This is a genomic window from Verrucosispora sp. NA02020 (assembly GCF_013364215.1).
Lineage (GTDB): Bacteria > Actinomycetota > Actinomycetes > Mycobacteriales > Micromonosporaceae > Micromonospora.
In genome coordinates this window covers 4,529,338-4,547,030 of record NZ_CP054923.1, presented here as the reverse complement: position 1 = coordinate 4,547,030, position 17,693 = coordinate 4,529,338, and the positions used below count along the sequence as shown (strand labels likewise).

The 17,693-nt window shown below is 71.1% G+C and carries 13 protein-coding genes; 7 read left to right on the top strand and 6 right to left on the bottom strand.

What is annotated here, in order from left to right; all coding sequences use genetic code 11:
• Positions 1-10 precede the first annotated feature (10 nt).
• The gene (locus HUT12_RS19765; protein ID WP_117229830.1) at positions 11-880 is read right to left on the bottom strand and encodes a PAC2 family protein; all 870 of its coding nucleotides are present in this window, start codon (positions 878-880) and stop codon (positions 11-13) included.
• A gap of 282 nt (positions 881-1,162) precedes the next feature.
• Here HUT12_RS19765 and metH point away from each other — a divergent pair, with 282 nt between their 5' ends.
• Positions 1,163-4,678 carry a methionine synthase gene (metH, locus tag HUT12_RS19760; protein ID WP_176094324.1) on the top strand — a complete coding sequence of 1,172 codons (3,516 nt, stop codon included), beginning with the start codon at positions 1,163-1,165 and terminating at the stop codon, positions 4,676-4,678.
• Between the two features lie 12 nt (positions 4,679-4,690).
• Here the strand turns inward: metH and HUT12_RS19755 are convergent, their stop codons facing one another.
• Positions 4,691-5,470 carry an SDR family NAD(P)-dependent oxidoreductase gene (locus tag HUT12_RS19755; protein ID WP_176094323.1) on the bottom strand — a complete coding sequence of 260 codons (780 nt, stop codon included), beginning with the start codon at positions 5,468-5,470 and terminating at the stop codon, positions 4,691-4,693.
• 126 nt (positions 5,471-5,596) lie between these two features.
• Here HUT12_RS19755 and HUT12_RS19750 point away from each other — a divergent pair, with 126 nt between their 5' ends.
• A complete protein-coding gene (locus HUT12_RS19750) occupies positions 5,597-6,244 on the top strand; it encodes a TetR/AcrR family transcriptional regulator (RefSeq protein ID WP_176094322.1) in 648 nt (215 codons plus the stop codon).
• Positions 6,245-6,398: 154 nt separating this feature from the next.
• On the opposite strand, the gene HUT12_RS19745 is transcribed toward HUT12_RS19750, so the two are convergent.
• Entirely contained in the window at positions 6,399-7,133 is a 735-nt protein-coding gene (locus HUT12_RS19745) for an SDR family NAD(P)-dependent oxidoreductase (protein ID WP_176094321.1), read from the bottom strand.
• A 101-nt stretch (positions 7,134-7,234) separates the two neighbouring features.
• On the opposite strand from HUT12_RS19745, the gene HUT12_RS19740 reads away from it, so the two are divergent.
• Positions 7,235-8,074 (top strand): LysR family transcriptional regulator, encoded by an 840-nt coding sequence (locus tag HUT12_RS19740; protein WP_217706102.1) that lies wholly within the window; start codon positions 7,235-7,237, stop codon positions 8,072-8,074.
• 46 nt (positions 8,075-8,120) lie between these two features.
• On the opposite strand, the gene HUT12_RS19735 is transcribed toward HUT12_RS19740, so the two are convergent.
• Together HUT12_RS19735 and HUT12_RS19730 are read right to left on the bottom strand one after the other, a co-directional pair.
• Entirely contained in the window at positions 8,121-10,346 is a 2,226-nt protein-coding gene (locus HUT12_RS19735; RefSeq protein ID WP_176094319.1) for a discoidin domain-containing protein, read from the bottom strand.
• 266 nt (positions 10,347-10,612) lie between these two features.
• A complete protein-coding gene (locus HUT12_RS19730; RefSeq protein WP_176094318.1) occupies positions 10,613-11,812 on the bottom strand; it encodes an ROK family transcriptional regulator in 1,200 nt (399 codons plus the stop codon).
• 214 nt (positions 11,813-12,026) lie between these two features.
• Between HUT12_RS19730 and HUT12_RS19725 the strand changes: the two genes are divergently transcribed.
• The 4 genes from HUT12_RS19725 (at position 12,027) to HUT12_RS19710 (ending at position 16,607) form a co-directional block, all read left to right on the top strand.
• Complete coding sequence (locus tag HUT12_RS19725) at positions 12,027-13,322, top strand: sugar ABC transporter substrate-binding protein (protein ID WP_131052662.1); 1,296 nt, start codon at positions 12,027-12,029, stop codon at positions 13,320-13,322.
• 66 nt (positions 13,323-13,388) lie between these two features.
• Complete coding sequence (locus tag HUT12_RS19720; protein WP_131052661.1) at positions 13,389-14,363, top strand: carbohydrate ABC transporter permease; 975 nt, start codon at positions 13,389-13,391, stop codon at positions 14,361-14,363.
• Entirely contained in the window at positions 14,356-15,195 is an 840-nt protein-coding gene (locus tag HUT12_RS19715) for a carbohydrate ABC transporter permease (protein ID WP_131052660.1), read from the top strand. The genes HUT12_RS19720 and HUT12_RS19715 overlap by 8 nt, the downstream gene beginning before the upstream one ends.
• On the top strand, positions 15,192-16,607 hold the full coding sequence (locus tag HUT12_RS19710; protein WP_254876896.1) for a GH1 family beta-glucosidase: 1,416 nt from the start codon (positions 15,192-15,194) through the stop codon (positions 16,605-16,607). Before HUT12_RS19715 ends, HUT12_RS19710 begins: the two co-directional genes overlap by 4 nt.
• 71 nt (positions 16,608-16,678) lie before the next feature.
• Here HUT12_RS19710 and HUT12_RS19705 read toward each other — a convergent pair whose 3' ends face one another.
• Positions 16,679-17,623 (bottom strand): SDR family oxidoreductase, encoded by a 945-nt coding sequence (locus HUT12_RS19705; RefSeq protein ID WP_176094317.1) that lies wholly within the window; start codon positions 17,621-17,623, stop codon positions 16,679-16,681.
• Positions 17,624-17,693: the final 70 nt, after the last annotated feature.

The window sequence follows — 17,693 nt, the reverse complement described above, 5'->3', positions numbered from 1 at the left end:
CGGGGAAGGGCTACCAGGATCCGGCGGTCGGGCCGGCGGACCCGCCCCGGCGGCGCAGGTACTTCTCGAACTCCTGCGCGATCTCGTCCCCGGTCAACGGGGTGATGCCCGCGTCGCCGACGCGTTCCTCCAGCTCACGGACGTACTCGCCGAGTTCGGCGTCCTGCTCGGCGGCGCTGCGCACGCGCTGCTCCCACTCGGCGGCCTCCTCGGCCAGGTCGGCCATCGGCACCGGCAGGTCGAGGACCTCCTCGACCCGGTGCAGCAGGGCGAGCGTGGCCTTGGGGCAGGGCGGGTTGTTGGCGTAGTGCGGCACGTGCACCCAGAACGAGACCGCGTCCACCTCCGCGCGGGTGCAGGCGTCGTGCAGCACGCCGACGATGCCGGTCGGTCCGTCGTACCGGGTGGGGGTGAGCTGGTAGCGGCGGGCGGCGTCGGCGTCGGAGGCGCTGCCGCTGATCGGCAGTGGCCGGGTGTAGGGCACGTCGGCCAGCAGCGCGCCGAGCAGGACCACCCGTTCGACCTCCAGGCTGTGGCAGATCTCCAGCACCTGCTCGCAGAAGGTGCGCCAGCGCATGCTCGGCTCGATGCCCCGGATCAGCACCACGTCGCGTTCGGTGCCGGACGGGCTGGCCACCGTGAACCGCGTGGTCGGCCACTCCACCCGTCGGGTGGCGCCCTCGGCCATCGTGATGGTGGGCCGGCTGACCTGGAAGTCGTAGAAGTCCTCCGGGTCCAGCTCCGTGATCGGCCGCGCCTCCCACACCTGTTCCAGATGTTCCACGGCGGCGGTCGAGGCGTCGGCGGCGTCGTTCCACCCCTCGAAGGCGGCGATGGCCACCGGGGATCGCAGCACCGGCAACCCGTCGAACTCGGTCACGCCGTCACCTCACCCTGCTCGTCGCCGACGGCCCCGGTCGGCCGCCCGCCGTGCGTGGTGGTGTCGCTGATGTCCCTCACATCAGTCAGCCTACGTGCCGCGCCCGTACCCGGCCCGTCGGCCGCGCCGGATCCGGCGCTGGCCACCACCGTCGGTGGCGACCGGATCGGCCACCGGTAGCTCGCATAGTGGTCGAATTCGGGCAGGTGATCCCGGCGACACATTGTGGGAACGAGCCGTACGTGGGGATGCGCGGCACCCGGGTCGCACTAACCTGAGAGCGTGCGGACTTCGTTGCTCGATGCGCTGACAGACCGGATCCTCGTCACCGACGGGGCGATGGGCACGATGCTGCAGGCCGCGGACCTGAGCCTCGACGACTTCGACGGTCTGGAGGGGTGCAACGAAATCCTCAACGTCACCCGTCCGGACGTGGTGCGCGGGGTGCACGAGGCGTACCTGGCCGCGGGCGCGGACTGTGTGGAGACGAACACCTTCGGTGCCAACCTGCCGAACCTCGCGGAGTACGACATCCCCGAGCGGATCTGGGAGCTGTCCGAGGTGGGGGCGCGGCTGGCCCGGGAGGCCGCCGACGCGTACTCGACGCCGGAACGGCCGCGCTGGGTGCTCGGCTCGATCGGCCCCGGGACCAAGCTGCCCACGCTCGGGCATGCCGCGTACGCCACGCTGCGCGACGCGTACCAGCAGAACGCCGGTGGTCTGATCGCCGGTGGCGCGGACGCGCTGATCATCGAGACCTGCCAGGATCTGCTCCAGGTCAAGGCAGCGGTGACCGGGTCGAAGCGGGCCATGGCCGAGGCGGGCGTCCAGGTGCCGATCATCTGCCACGTCGCGGTCGAGACCACCGGCACCATGCTGCTGGGCAGCGAGATCGGCGCGGCGCTGACCGCGATCGAGCCGCTCGGCGTGGACCTGATCGGGCTGAACTGCTCGACCGGCCCGGCCGAGATGGGCGAGCACCTGCGCTACCTGGCCCAGCACTCCCGCATCCCGGTGTCGGTGATGCCCAACGCCGGCCTGCCGGTGCTCACCGCCGACGGCGCGTACTTCCCGCTCGGTCCGGAGGACATGGCCGACGCCCTGGAGCGGTTCGTCGTCGAGTACGGCGTCGCGCTGGTCGGTGGCTGTTGCGGCACCACGCCGGAGCACATCCGGGTCCTCTCCGAGCGGATGCGCGAGCTGCGGCCGGTGGCCCGCGAGCCGCGGGCCGACGCCGGTGTCTCCTCGATCTACCACCATGTGCCGTTCGCGCAGGACGCCAGCGTGCTGATGGTGGGGGAGCGGACCAACGCCAACGGTTCCAAGGCGTTCCGGGACGCGATGCTCGCCGCCGACTGGCAGTCCTGCGTGGAGATCGCCCGTGCTCAGGCCCGGGACGGCTCGCACCTGCTGGACCTCTGCATCGACTACGTCGGCCGCGACGGCACCACCGACATGCGGGAGCTGGCCGGACGCTTCGCCACCGCCTCCACGCTGCCGATCATGCTGGACTCCACCGAGCCGGCGGTGATCGAGGCCGGGCTGGAGACGCTCGGCGGCCGGTGCGTGGTCAACTCGGTCAACTTCGAGGACGGCGACGGCCCGGACTCCCGCTACGCGCGGATCATGCCGGTGGTCGCCGAGCACGGCGCCGCCGTGGTCGCGCTGCTCATCGACGAGGAGGGCCAGGCCCGCACGGCGGAGTGGAAGGTACGCGTCGCCGAGCGGTTGATCGAGGACCTGACCGGCCGGTGGGGACTGCGCCGGGCCGACATCCTGATCGACGCGCTGACCTTCCCGATCGCCACCGGTCAGGAGGAGACCCGCCGCGACGGCATCGAGACCATCGAGGCGATTCGGGAGATCGCCCGCCGCTGGCCGGGCGTGAACTTCACGCTGGGCATCTCGAACGTCTCGTTCGGGCTCAACCCGGCGGCCCGGCAGGTGCTCAACTCGGTCTTCCTGCACGAGTGCGTGCAGGCCGGTCTCACCTCGGCGATCGTGCACGCCAGCAAGATCCTGCCGATGTCCAAGATTCCCGACGAGCAGCGGGAGATCGCCCTCGACCTGGTCTACGACCGCCGTCGCGAGGGCTACGACCCGGTGCAGCGGTTCATCGAGGTCTTCGAGGGCGTGGACGCCGCGTCGGCGCGCGCCACCCGGGCCGAGGAGTTGGCCGCGCTGCCGCTCAACGAGCGGCTCAAGCGGCGGATCATCGACGGCGAGCGCAACGGCCTGGAGGCCGACCTGGACGCGGCGATGGCCGCTGGCACCGCGCCGCTGCTCATCATCAACGACATCCTGCTGGACGGCATGAAGGTCGTCGGTGAGCTGTTCGGCTCCGGCCAGATGCAGCTGCCGTTCGTGCTCCAGTCCGCCGAGGTGATGAAGACCGCGGTGGCGTACCTCGAACCGCACATGGAGAAGAACGACGACGGTGGCAAGGGCCGCATCGTGCTCGCCACCGTCAAGGGCGACGTGCACGACATCGGCAAGAACCTGGTCGACATCATCCTCTCCAACAACGGCTACGAGGTGGTGAACATCGGCATCAAGCAGCCGATCTCCGCCATCCTCGACGCGGCCGAGCAGCACCGCGCCGACGCCATCGGCATGTCGGGCCTGCTGGTCAAGAGCACGGTCATCATGAAGGAGAACCTGGTCGAGATGGCCACGCGCGGGGTCGCGGAGCGCTGGCCGGTCCTGCTCGGCGGTGCGGCACTGACCCGGGCGTACGTCGAGGACGACCTGCGGTCGATGTTCCCCGGACAGGTGCACTACGCCCGCGACGCCTTCGAGGGACTCTCTCTGATGGACCGGGTGATGACCGCCAAGCGCGGCGGTGCTCCCGTGGTCGACGCCGAGCGGGAGGCGGCCCTCGCGGCCCGCCGGGCCCGTCGGGAACGGCAGCGCGCCGTCGTCTCCGAGTCGCTGCCGGAGCTGAGCGACACCTCGGTCCGCTCCGACGTGGCCGCCGACGTGCCGGTGCCGAGCGCGCCGTTCTTCGGCACGCGGGTCGTCAAGGGCGTGCCGCTGGCCGACTACGCGGCGCTGCTGGACGAGCGGGCCACCTTCATGGGCCAGTGGGGCCTGCGCGGCGCACGCGGCGGCAAGGGTCCGTCCTACGAGGAACTGGTGGAGACCGAGGGCCGGCCCCGGCTGCGCTACTGGCTGGACCGCCTGATCGCCGACAAGGTGCTGGAGGCGGCCGTGGTGTACGGCTACTTCCCGGCGTACTCCGAGGGCAACGACCTGGTGGTGCTGGACGAGAACGGTCACGCCGAGCGGGCCAGGTTCACCTTCCCCCGGCAGCGCCAGGAACGGCGGCTCTGTCTGGCCGACTTCTTCCGTCCGCGCGGCGACGACCTGGACGTGGTCGCCCTGCAACTGGTCACCGTCGGTCATCCGGTCAGCGAGTACGCGGCCAAGCTCTTCGCCCGCAACGAGTATCGCGACTACCTGGAGGTGCACGGGCTGTCCGTGCAGCTCACCGAGGCGCTGGCCGAGTACTGGCACCAGCGGGTCCGGGCCGAGCTGACCCTGCCCGACGGCCGTACCCTCGCCGCCGACGACCCCACGGACCTCGCCGGTCTGCTCCGCACCGACTACCGGGGCTGCCGGTACGCGTTCGGCTATCCGGCCTGCCCCGACCTTGAGGACCGGGCGAAGATCGTGGAGCTGCTCGGCGCGGAGCGGATCGGCGTGGAGTTGTCCGAGGAGTTCCAGCTCATGCCGGAGCAGGCCACCGACGCCATCGTGGTGCACCACCCGGAGGCCAGCTACTTCAACGCCAAGTGACGCTGCCGCCGGTCACGCGGCTTCCTTCTGCAGTGCGGGGCCGAGGAGTAGTCCCCCGTCTATGACGTACTCGGCGCCGGTGATGAAGGTCGCGTGCGGCGAGGTGAGGAACAACAGCAGCGCGGTGATGTCGGCGGGCTGCCCGAGTCGCGGGACGGCGAACGGCTCGGGCGAGTAGAAGTCGGCGATCGGGGCGTCGGCGCCGGCCGCCGGCTCGGTGATGAACGGGGTGGCGATCACCCCGGGGTGGATGGTGTTGACGCGGATGTTGTCGCGGCCCAACTCGATGGCGGCGGTCTGAGTGAGCCCTCGAATCGCCCACTTGCTGGCGGCGTAGGGCGCATAGAAGGCAGTGCCGGTGAGGCCCATGGTGGAGGCGATGTTGATGATCGATCCTCCCCCCGCGCGCCGTAGCGCCGGGGCGGCTGCCTTGATGCCGAGGAAGGTGCCGGTGAGGTTGACGTCGAGGATGCGAGCCCAGGTAGCCACGTCGGTGGACTCGATGAGGGCCGGCGGGTTCTGTACCCCGGCGTTGTTGACCAGGATCGTGAGTGCGCCGAAGGCGTTCTCGCTTTCCGCGACGGCAGCGGCCCACGACTCCTCCTGGGACACGTCGAGGCGGACGGAACGCGCCCTGTCGCCCAACTCTGCGGCGAGGTCAGCCCCACGCTCGGCGTTCCTGGCACCGATGACGACGTTGGCGCCTTCGGCGTGCAGGGCCCGCACGTGGCTGGCCCCCTGCCCGCCGGTGCCGCCGGTCACGAGAACGGTCTGATCAGCGAAGAGGGACATCGGATCCTCCGAGTACGGACGAGAGACGACTACCCGAGACCGGGTGGTGAGTCGAGCGACTCACTACCCCGAAGTTACGCCCTGTCGGGTGGTGAGTCAACCCACTCACCTCGCTATGATGGTCGCATGACTCCAGCGCCGTCGGCCTATCACCAGCGCGTGGCGGAGGAGAAGCGCGCGCTCATCGTGCAGGCCGCCACCGAGCTCTTCCTTGAGTTGGGCTACGACCGGGCGTCCCTGGCACGTGTCGCCGACAGCGCCGGCGTGTCGAAAGCGACGCTGTTCAAGCAGTTTCCGACGAAGGCGGCATTGTTCGATGCCATCGTCATCGACTCGTGGGCCGAGAGCGACGTCGCCGACGTGCCACCCGCGGGTGACCTGACGACCGGGCTGACGGCTCTCGGACGGCGCTACGCGACGCTGGTGAGCCAGCCGGAGATGACCGATCTGTTCCGCATCGTCATCGCCGAACTGCCACGCTTTCCCGAGTTGGCCAAGGCGCACTTCTCGCAGGGCAAACTGCCGTACTTCGAGTCCGTCCGGATCTACCTCCTGGCGGAGTGCGACGCGGGGACCGCGGACATCGCCGACCCGGAGATGGCCGCCACGCAGTTCCTCGGGATGATCTCCAACTACCTGTTCTGGCCGCGTCTTCTGCTTCCAGACTGGACGGTGACCCCGGCCCGCACGACGGCGGTGGTGGAAGAAGCCGTCCGCACCATCGTCGCCCGGTATGGCACCGGTCACCGGGACCGCGAGACTGCGGTGCCGTAGCCGCCGGGCCGGAAGCCGGAGATCGCCCTGCACGCCGGGGTCAGGTGGTCGGCGGTCGTCAGGCGCACGCCGCCCGCGAGAGCACTCGCGGGGCGACCGGGACCGAGGGCCGCCCCCTCGGTGGCCGGAGTGCGGTCGAGGGGGCGGCCGGAGATCACCAGGGGATGGGGCCGTCGTCGTTGGAGAAGGTGCCGGTGGGGCCGTCGTCGGGCAGGGTGGCGAGCCGGATCGGGGTGGCGGCGGCCTCGTCGGCCGGGCGTCCGAGGCCGCCGGTGAAGTCGGTGGCGACCAGGCCGGGGCAGGCGGCGTTGACCAGGATGCCGGTGCCGGCGAGTTGTCGGGCGTAGTGCACGGTCACCGCGTTGAGGTACGACTTCGTCGGTGAGTAGGCGGCCATGATCGGGCCGACCTCGACGGTGGGATCGGTCTGCCAGGTGAGGGATCCGACGCTGCTGGAGACGTTGACGACGCGGGGGGCGGGGGAGCGGCGCAGCAGCGGCAGCATCGCATTGGTCACCCGGATGACGCCGTGGACGTTGGTGTCCACGACGGCGCGGACGACGTCCAGGTCGAGGGTGGTCGGGTCCTGCGCCCACCCCGGCCCGGTCGGTCCGGAGATGCCGGCGTTGTTGACCAGGACGTCCAGGCGTCCGCCCTGGCGATCGATACGGTGGGCGGCCTCGGTGACGCTGCGGTCGCTGGTGACGTCCAGGGGCACGGTGAACGCGTCCACCCCGGCGGCGTGCAGCGTCTTCACGGCCGCCTCGCCCCGGGCCTCGTCGCGGGCACCGACCGCGATCCGGTAGCCGCGTACGCCCAGGCCGGCCGCGATCTGGTAGCCGAGTCCCTTGTTCGCGCCGGTGATCAGCGCGGTCTTCGTGTCGTTCATGACGCCGATGGTGGCGCGGCGGGCAGCGGTGTCCTTACACCGTTTCGGTCCGTGCTGATACCTCACCGGTATCGGCGCAGTACCGTCGGGAGGTGGACACGCTGGAGACCCGCGAGTTGCGGTACTTCGTGGCCGTGGCGGAGGAGCTGCACTTCACCCGCGCGGCGGAGCGCCTCGGCATGGCCCAGCCGCCGCTGTCGCGGGCGATCCGGCAGCTCGAACGGCGTCTCGGGGTGACGCTATTCGACCGTGACCGGCGCGGCGTCACGCTCACCGGCGCGGGTCGGGTGCTGCTGGACGAGGCCCGCACGATCCTCGACGCCACGTCGGCGGCCGCCCGCCGGACCCGTCGGGCGGCGACCGCCCCGGACCGACTGACGCTGGCCACCAAGGCCGGCACCAACCACGAGCTGCTGCGCACACTTCTCACGGCGTACGCGGCGGAGCCCGGCGCGGCCGAGATCGAGGTGCTGTTGTGCGGGATGGGGGACCAGGCGCGGATGCTGCGGGACGGTCGCGCCGACGTGGCGTTGATGCAGCGGCCCTTCGACGACCTGGCCGGCTTCGACACCGAGGACCTGCTGACCGAGCAGCAGGTGGCGATCCTGCCGGCCCGGCATCCGCTCGCCGCGCGTACCTCGCTGAGCATGGCGGAGATCAGTGACCTGCCGGATCTGCCGCTGGCCCGGTGGCCGCGTCCGGACGGCAGCTACGAACCGGGCCCGGGGCCGGAGATCCACGACCAGTCGCAGGTGGCCCAGTTGATCGCCCTCGGGCACACCATGGCGGTCCTCTGTGCCTCGTCGCGGTCCTGGCTGTGGAGCGCGCACACCGCCGTACCGCTGACCGACGCCGCGTACGTATCGACCGTGCTCGCCTGGCCCGCGCACAGCCGCTCGCGGTCGGTGGCCGGGCTGGTCCGCACCGCGGCCGCGCTCTAGACCGGCGTCGGGTGCCGGGCGCACGGCCCGGCACCCGACGGTGGTCCTACGGGTAGGTGGTCAGGTACGCGACCTGGTTGGCGCTGTTGACCGTGTTCCCGGCGTTGTTGATCATCCGGTTGATGGTGCCGACGCCGCCGAGCGACACGGTCACCATGTTGGTGAAGCGCACGTTCGGGTTGTTCGGGACCTCGAAGGAGCGTTCGGCGACCACCGACGGGTCGACGTTGAAGTAGGCGTAGCTGCCCAGCCCCCACGCCTGGTGACCGGTCACCGAGTCGGCCACCTTGTACGCGGCGTAACCCCGGGTCGACCCGTTCATCCAGGCGGCCTGGTTCGGCGGGTCGTACGGCAGTTCGTTCTGGTAGAAGTACGTGCGCCCGCGGTCGCCGTTCCAGATCGTCTGGTACTTCTGGTAGTGCTCGACGAAGAGGCCGTACATGGTGACGTCGTCGCCGTTGACGACCAGCCCGGTGTCGGCGGTGTTGACGGTCCAGCCGACGCCGTCACCGTGGTCGGCGCGCCACAGCCACATGTGGTCGCCGATCACGTCGTCGCTGTTGACGACGAGGCTGGTGGTGGCGCGGCCGACGCCCGGTCCGCCGATGCGGAAGAAGACGTCGTGCAGCGAGGTGGGGTTGGCGGCGTGGTCGGCCGACGAGCCGGACGGGCCGACCTCCATCAGGACCGGTGAGGTGGTGGTGCCGGCCTCGAACATGATGCCGGCGACCTTGACGCCGTCCACGTCGGCGACCCGCATGCCGACGGTGCCGTTGTCGGTCTGGATGGTGGCCAGGCCGAGGCCGAGGATCACCGTGTTGGCCCGGTTGACCTGGATCGGTGCGGTGACCCGGTGCACGCCGGGGGTGAACAGCAGGTTCTTGCCCTGGGTGAGGGCGGCGTTGATGGTGGCCGCCGAGGTGCCGGGCCGGACGACGAAGAAGTCGGCCAACGAGATCGACGAGCCGGCGGGGGTCTTGTTGTACCAGGTGGTGCCGGTGGAGTTGGTGCGCAGCGCGGGCACGAAGACGCGGTACTCGCCGGTGCCGTCGACGTAGAGGAACGGCTTCTCCCGCACCACGGGGGTGGTGGGGACGACGGTGTGCGACGGGTTGGGGAAGCTCGGTGCGGGTGCGCCGGCCACGCCCTGGAAGACCATGTTCCACACCGAGCCGGTCCAGCCGTTGCCGAACTCGCTGTTGCGGGAGTACCACTGTTGTTGTGAGCCGGAGACGACCAGGCCGTCGATGCGGGTGTCGGCCATCAGGCCGCCGCTGGACCAGCCGTCGTGGCCGTTCCAGAGTTGGATCTGGTTCTGCGCGCCGCGCAGGTGCATCCGCCGGTACGGCGCGGCCTGCGACACCGCCCAGCGTTCCACCTGCACACCGGCGGGCAGCGTCACCGACAGGTTCTCGGCGGCCCGCCAGAAGTTCTGGGTGGCGTTGCCGTTGAACCAGTTCGCCTCGACCCGCACGTGCCCGTTGAGGTTGACGTCGTCGGGTGACATGCCGAGTCCGGCGACCTGGGTGAAGAAGCCGAGGTTGACGTCGGCGGTGTAGGTGCCGGGCTTGAACAGCACGGCGTAGCGCTGCGGCCCGAACTGGTTGGTCTCCTGCTGGGTGAAGAGCGTGTTCAGCCGGCTCTGGATGGTGGCGGTGGGGGTGGACGGGTCGAAGACGAACGTGTTCGGGCCGAGGTTCGGGTTACGCGGGTCGGTCGGCTCGACCGGGTCACCGGTGCCGCCGCCGGTCTCGCCCCAGACCTGGAACTCCCACAGCGAGTAGCCGTATCCGGTGGCCCGCTGGGTGCCGTACATCCGCACGTAGCGGCCGGCGCCGCCGACGGCGACGGTCTGGGTGCCGCCGGTCGCGGTACCCGTGCTGTACACGGTGGTCCAGGCGGCGCCGTCGTCGGAGACCTGGATCTGGAAGGCACGGGCGTGCGCGGCCTCCCAAGCCAACGTGACCTGGGTGAGGGTGGCCCGGACGCCCAGGTCGACGCGGAGCCACTGCGGGTCGCCGAACGCGCTGGACCAGCGGGTGCCGGAGTTGCCGTCGACGGCGGCCGAGGCGGGGTAGGCGCCACCCTCGGTGGAGGACGCGGTGGCCGGGCGGCCCTGGGACAGCAGGGTGGGCGCGGCCTGGGCGGGTGCCGCGCCGACGGTCGGGACGAGGGCGGCGACCAGGGTCACCGCCAGCCCGGCGAGCAGGTGCCGGGTGGTGGGTCGTCGGCGGAGGTGCGGTGGCGGTGCGTGGGGTGCGCGTGCGGTCATGACGTCGCCTGTCGGTCGTGGGGTGCGGACGTCGGGCGCGACGGGGTGCGGGACGGGACGGGCTGGTGGTGAGGCCGGGTGTGAGGAGGGGACCCCGCTACTACCGCAGGCGTTGGCAGGGGCCTTTCCTCGCACCGAGGGTGGTGCCGCCGGGAGGGCACCGTGGACGCCGGGGCGTCTGCCGCAGAGTGTTGCGGTGGCGACACGGCGGCGTCAAGACATCGATCTATAACTTCGTTATTTATCCCGAAGGTTCGCTTTGTCGTTCAGCGACGGACGCCGCCGGTGGCGAGCAGCCGGGCGATCGGCAGGGTGGCCGCACCGAGCGCCACCGCGTCCACGCCGAGTTCGCCCAGCTCGATCGAGACCTGGGCGTACGGCAGGCGCAGCGCCTGGCGACCGGCGGCGGCCCGGACGGCGGGCAGCAGCTCGGCCAACGCCATGACGGCCCAGCCGCCCAGCACCACCCGCTCGGGGTTGAACAGGTTGATCAGGTTGGCGACCCCGGCGCCCAGGTAGTCGGCCGTCTCGTCGAGCACCCGGCGGGCGGTCGACGACGTCTCGGCCGCCGCCACCAGCGCGGCGATCTGCGACTCCTCGTCGGCTCCGGGCACCGCCCGACCGCGCCGGGCCTCGCGATAGCGGTCGATGATCGCCTCGGCCCCGACGTACGCCTCAAGGCAGCCCCGGGCGCCGCAGCGGCAGGGGCGTCCGCCGTACACGAGGGTGGTGTGCCCCCACTCGCCGGCGCTGCTGGACGCGCCCCGGTAGGTGACGCCGTTGGTCACCACGGACGCGCCGACACCGGAGCCGACCAGGGCGAACACCGCGTGCCGGGCGCCCCGGCCGGCACCGAACCACATCTCGGCCTGGCCGAGGGTCTTGGCGCCGTTGTCGATGTACAGCGGCAGGTCGGTGCCCTCGGCGATCAGGCGTTCCAGCGGCACGTGGTCCCAGCCGAGGGTCTGCGCGTCCACCACGGCCCGGTCGCCCTGCTCGACCACCCCGGAGACGCCGATGCCGACGCCGAGGACCTCGTCGTGGCGTGCGTCGGCCTCGGCGAGCACCCGGTCGATGCCGGTCAGCACGTGCCCGGCCACCGTGGCCGGCTCGGTGCCGCCGTCCTCCAACGGGTACTCGGCGCTGGCCAGCAGGATCATCGCCAGGTCGAACAGCTCGACCCGGACCCGGGTCTCGCCGACGTCCACCCCGACGACCACGGCGTGCCGGGGCGCGATCCGCAGCATCATGCTCGGTCGGCCACCGTCGGACTCGGCGGCACCGGCCTCCATCACCAGGCCCTCGTCGATCAGGTCGCCGACGACGTTGCTCACCGCCGGCTGGCTCAGGCCGGTGCTGCGGACGAGATCCTGCCGGGTCAGCGGGCCGTCGAGGAAGATCCGGGACAGCAGGGCCGACCGGTTGCGCACCCGGACGCTGCGGTTCGTCGCCCGCGCCAGCTCCACGTGTCACCTCATCCTGATCGGCCCGCCCCGGGGCGACTGTACGGCCCGTGCTTGACGGCCCCCCGCCGAGCCATTTTAATGACGACATTAATTAAGACGTGATGTAACCCGGCGGGAGCCTCTCCGCCTCCACCCACCGCCCGGTCCCGCCCACCCTGCCCCGTCCTCCCGGGCCCGACCGGCGTCCCCACCACCCCCATCGAAAGGGCAGACCGTGTCGAGACGACACCTCGCGATCCTCACCGCGACCGTGCTGGCCGCCGCGTCGCTCACCGCCTGCGGCTCCGGCGACTCCTCCGGCGGGTCCGGCAAGACCCTCACCTACTGGGCCAGCAACCAGGGCGCCAGCCTGGAGGCCGACAAGGCGATCCTCCAGCCCGAGCTGGACAGGTTCACCCAGCAGACCGGCATCACGGTCAACGTCGAGGTGGTCCCCTGGTCGGACCTGCTCAACCGGCTGCTCGCCGCGGCCACCACCGGGCAGGGCCCGGACGTGGTCAACATCGGCAACACCTGGTCGGCCTCGTTGCAGGCCACCGGCGCGCTGGTCGAGTTCGACGACGCCACGCTCGACAAGATCGGCGGCAAGGACCGCTTCGTCCCCGCCGCCCTGGCCGCCGCCGGTGCCGCCGACAAGCCGCCGGCCGCCGTCCCGCTCTACAGCCTCGCCTACGCGCTGTACTACAACAAGAAGGCGTTCGCCGACGCCGGCGTCACCGCCCCGCCGACCACCTGGGAGGAGTTGACCGAGGTCGGGAAGAAGCTCACCGGCGACGGCAGGTGGGGCCTGGCCGTGGAGGGCGCCAACCCGTCGGAGAACGCCCACCACGCCTTCACCTTCGGCCAGCAGTACGGCGGCGACTGGTTCGACGCGGCCGGCAAGCCCAGCTTCGACACCCCGCAGAACGTCGCGGCCGTCAAGCGCTACGTCGACCTGATGGCCGCCGACAAGATCGTCAACCCGAGCAACGCCGAGTACGCGCAGAACCAGTCGGTCTCCGACTTCGCCAACGGCAAGGCCGCCATGCTGCTCTGGCAGGCCGCCGGAGCCAACCTGCGGTCACAGAACATGGCCCCGGACGCGTACGGGGTGGCGCCGGTGCCGTTCCCGGCCACCCCGCCGGCCGGCGGCAAGCAGGTCAACAGCATGGTCGCCGGCATCAACATCGCCGTGTTCAAGCACACCGGGAACCTCGACGGCGCACTGGACTTCGTCAAGTTCATGACCAGCGACACCGCGCAGGTGACGCTGAACAAGACGTACGGCTCGCTGCCGGCGGTCAACACCGTCGCCGCCGACCCGGCGTTCGCCGCCGACGAGCAGAAGGTCCTCGCCCAGACGCTGGCCACCAGCGCGGCCCCGCTGCCGCAGGTGCCCGAGGAGAGCACCTTCGAGACCCTGGTCGGCACCGCCATCAAGGAACTCTTCGCCGACGCGGCCAGTGGCAGGCCGGTCACCGAGGACAGCGTCCGGGAGAAGTTGACCCGGGCCCAGCAGCAGATGCGCTGACCACGGACCGCTGGCCGTGGGAGGTGCCCGCCGACCCTCCCACGGCCAGCCTGCGGAAGGACCCTGATGGCCGTCACCACCTCGCCGCCCGTCGGCACCCCCACCGAAACCGGGCCGCCCGCGCGACGACGCTCCCGCCGACCCCGCCGCTCGCTGCTGCCGTACCTCCTGCTCGCCCCGGCCATCGTGCTGGAGCTGGCGATCCACGTCGTGCCGATGCTCGTCGGCACGTGGATGAGCCTGCTGGAACTCACCCAGTTCCACATCCGCGACTGGTCCGGCGCACCCTTCGTCGGGCTGGACAACTACCGCGTCGTGCTGGACGTCGACTCCGCCGCCGGAGCCGAACTGCTGCGCTCGTTCCGGGTCACCGTCGTCTACACGGTGCTCTCCGTCGGGCTGTCCTGGGTGCTCGGCACCACCGCCGCCGTCCTGCTGCAACGCCCCTTCCGGGGCCGGGCGGTGCTGCGCGCACTGTTCCTCACCCCGTACGCGCTGCCGGTCTACACCGCCGTGATCACCTGGACCTTCCTGTTCCAGCGCGACACCGGCCTGGTCAACCACGTGCTGGTCGACCAGTTGGGGTTGGTCGACGAGCCACCGTTCTGGCTGATCGGCGACAACAGCTTCGTCGCGCTGCTGATCGTGTCGATCTGGCGGACCTGGCCCTTCGCCTTCCTCTGCATCATGGCCGGGCTGCAGAACATCCCCGACGAGCTGTACGAGGCCGCCGCCATGGACGGCGCCGGGTTCTGGCGTCGGCTGCGCTCGGTGACCCTGCCGATGCTGCGCCCGGTCAACCTGGTGCTGCTGCTGGTGCTCTTCCTCTGGACGTTCAACGACTTCAACACCCCGTACGTGCTCTTCGGCGGCTCGGCACCGGCCGAGGCCGACCTGATCTCGCTGCACATCTACCGCAGCTCCTTCCAGACCTGGGACTTCGGCACCGGCTCGGCCATGTCGGTGGTGCTGCTGCTGTTCCTGCTGCTGGTCACCGCCGGATACCTGCTGCTGACCAACCGACGGAGGAACGATGCGTGAGACCGCCGCCGAACGCTGGTCCCGCCGGATCGTGCTGACGCTGCTCGCCGGGTTCGTGCTCGTCCCGCTCTACGTGATGGTCAGCTCGGCGCTCAAACCGTTGCAGGACGTGCAGGCCGCCTTCACCTGGTGGCCCCGACGCCCGACCGTGCAGGCGTTCGTGGACATGTGGTCGACCGTCCCGCTCGGCCGGTACCTGCTCAACAGCCTGCTGGTGGCGAGCGTGGCGGCCCTCTTCTCGGTCACTGTGGCGGTCTTCGCCGCGTACGCGGTCAGCCGCTACCGGTTCCGGGGCCGCCAGATCTTCTCGGTGACCGTGCTCTCCACCCAGATGTTCCCCGGCATCCTGTTCCTGCTGCCGCTGTTCCTGATCTACGTCAACCTGGGCAACGCCACCGGCATCGCGCTCTACGCCACCCGCACCGGCCTGATCATCACGTACCTCACCTTCTCGCTGCCGTTCTCGATCTGGATGCTGGTCGGCTACTTCGACTCGATCCCGCGCGGGCTCGACGAGGCCGCCCAGGTCGACGGCGCCGGCCCGCTGCGCACCCTGTTCCAGGTGGTGCTGCCGGCGGCGGTGCCCGGCGTGGTCGCGGTGACCGTGTACGCCTTCATGACCGCCTGGGGCGAGGTGCTGTTCGCCTCGGTGCTGACCAACGAGAGCAGCCGCACCCTCGCCGTCGGCCTCCAGGGCTACTCCACCCAGTTCAACGTCTACTGGAACCAGGTGATGGCCGCCTCGCTGGTGGTCAGCGTGCCGGTGGTCGCCGGCTTCCTGGCGTTGCAGCGCTACTTCGTCGCCGGCCTCACCGCCGGTGCGGTCAAGTGAGCCCGTCCACCGTGATAACCGAGGAGAACCCGCCCGTGCCGGACCTGTCCCCGCTGCCGCCCGACTTCCTCTGGGGAGTCGCCACCTCGGCCTACCAGATCGAGGGCGCCGTCCACGCCGACGGCCGCAGACCCTCCATCTGGGACACCTTCTGCACCCGGCCGGGTGCCATCGACAACGGCGACACCGGCGAGGTCGCCTGCGACCACTACCACCGGTGGCCGCAGGACGTGGCGCTGATGCGCGAGCTCGGCGTCGAGGCGTACCGCTTCTCGGTGGCCTGGCCCCGGGTCCGACCCGACGGCGTCGGCCCGGTCAACGCCGCCGGGCTGGACTTCTACGACCGGCTGACCGACGCGCTGCTGGCCGCCGGGATCCGCCCCTTCGTCACGCTCTACCACTGGGACCTGCCGCAGGCGATGCAGGACCGGGGCGGCTGGCCGCAGCGGGACACCGCCGAGGCGTTCGCCGACTACGCCGCCGTGGTCGCGGCCCGCCTCGGCGACCGGGTCACCGACTGGTGCACCGTGAACGAGCCGCTCTGCGTCGCCTGGATCGGTCACCTCGAAGGGCGGATGGCCCCCGGCGAGCGGGACCTGGGCCGTGCCGTGCACACCGCCCACCACGTGCTGCTCGGCCACGGTCTGGCCACCACCGCGATCCGGGCGCACGCCGCCGCCCCCGCGTCGATCGGGCCGGTGCTCAACCTCAGCCCGATCGACCCGGCCAGCGACCGACCCGCCGACCTGGCCGCCGCCCGCCGACTCGACGGGCACGTCAACCGCTGGTGGCTGGATCCGCTGCACGGCCGGGGCTACCCGACCGACATGGTCGCCACCTACGGCGTGGAACCACCGGTGCGCGGCGACGACCTCGCGATCATCGCCACCCCGACCGACTTCCTCGGCGTCAACTACTACTTCCGGCAGGTCGCCGCCGACGCCCCGGACGGCCCGGCACCGTACGCCCGGCAGGTGCCGGTGCCCGACGTGCCGCACACCGCGATGGACTGGGAGGTGCATCCGGCCGGCCTGGAACGCCTCCTGGTCGAGGTCGGCCAGGAGTACGCCCCGCCCCGCATCCTGGTCACCGAGAGCGGCTCGGCCTGGCCGGACGTGGTCGCCGCCGACGGCACCGTCACCGACCCGGAACGCACCGACCACCTGGAACGGCACCTGGCGGCGTGCGCGGCGGCGGTGAACCGGGGCGCCCCGGTGACCGGCTACTTCGCCTGGTCCCTGCTGGACAACTTCGAGTGGGCGTACGGCTACGACAAGCGTTTCGGCCTGGTGCACGTCGACTACGCCACCCAGCGGCGCACGCTCAAGGCCAGCGGTGCCCGCTACGCCGACCTGATCCGCACCCACCAGCGGCGTACCGCGACGGTCGATCCCGTCGCGGTACGCGGATGACGGGCCGACGGGGCCCGGGACGCCCCGGGTGCCGCGCCGGGCGGCATCCGGGGCACCCACACGCACTCGCCTCAGTCGGTCGGGTACGACACCGACGTCAACTTCTCCGACACCCGCCAGACGCGCTGCGCCTCGGCGGCGTCACCCAACCGGGAATAGAGCTTCTGCTCGGCCGGCGCACCTCCCAGGTTCCCGATGCCGCTCGGCCCGTAGAACCGGCCACCGACGGCGGCGGGGGAGGTGGCGGCGTACAGGGCGGGAAGCTGCGCGGTCCGGACCGTGCCCACGACGACGCCGAGCCTGGACATGGTCTGGATCATGTGTCGGCCCATGGTGTCCCGCTGGCGACCCACCTCGGGACGCGCGGCGAGCAGGCTGGTCGGGGCGACCCCCGGATGGGACAGGTTGCTGGTGATACCCCAGCCGTGGGCCCGACTGCGGCGGTCCAGTTCGAGCCCGAACAGCCCGAATGCGATCTTGGACTGGCTGTACGCGCGCATCCCGTCGTACGACCGCGCCCAGTTCAGGTCGTCCCAGTTGATGGCGTTGCGGTTCGCCGCGATGCTGACCTGCGACGTCACCCGCGCCCGACCGTCGCGCAGCAGCGGCAGCAGGTGACCCACGAGCGCGAAGTGCCCCAGATGGTTGGTGCCGAACTGCAGCTCGAATCCGTCGGTGGTGCGTTGCAACTGCGGCGGGGTCATCACACCCGCGTTGTTGACCAGGAGATGGATCGGCCGACCCTCCGCACGCAACGTCTCGCCCAGCGTGGCGACGGAGGCGAGCGAGGAGAGGTCGAGCGCCCGCAGCGACACGGTCGCCCTCGGGTGCTGACGGCGGATCGCGGCGACCGCCGCCTCGCCCTTGCCCGGATTGCGTACCGGCAGGATCACCTCGGCTCCGGCGGCGGCGAGCCGGGTGGCGATGCCGAGCCCGATGCCGTCGCTCGCCCCGGTGACGACCGCCCGCTGTCCGGACAGGTCGGGAACGCTGATGTCGATCGTCTTACCTGGCATGTTCGTACTCCTGGGATCGTGTCGGTGTCTCCACCCTCGGAGATCCCGGCGGCGTTATTCAGGGACCGTC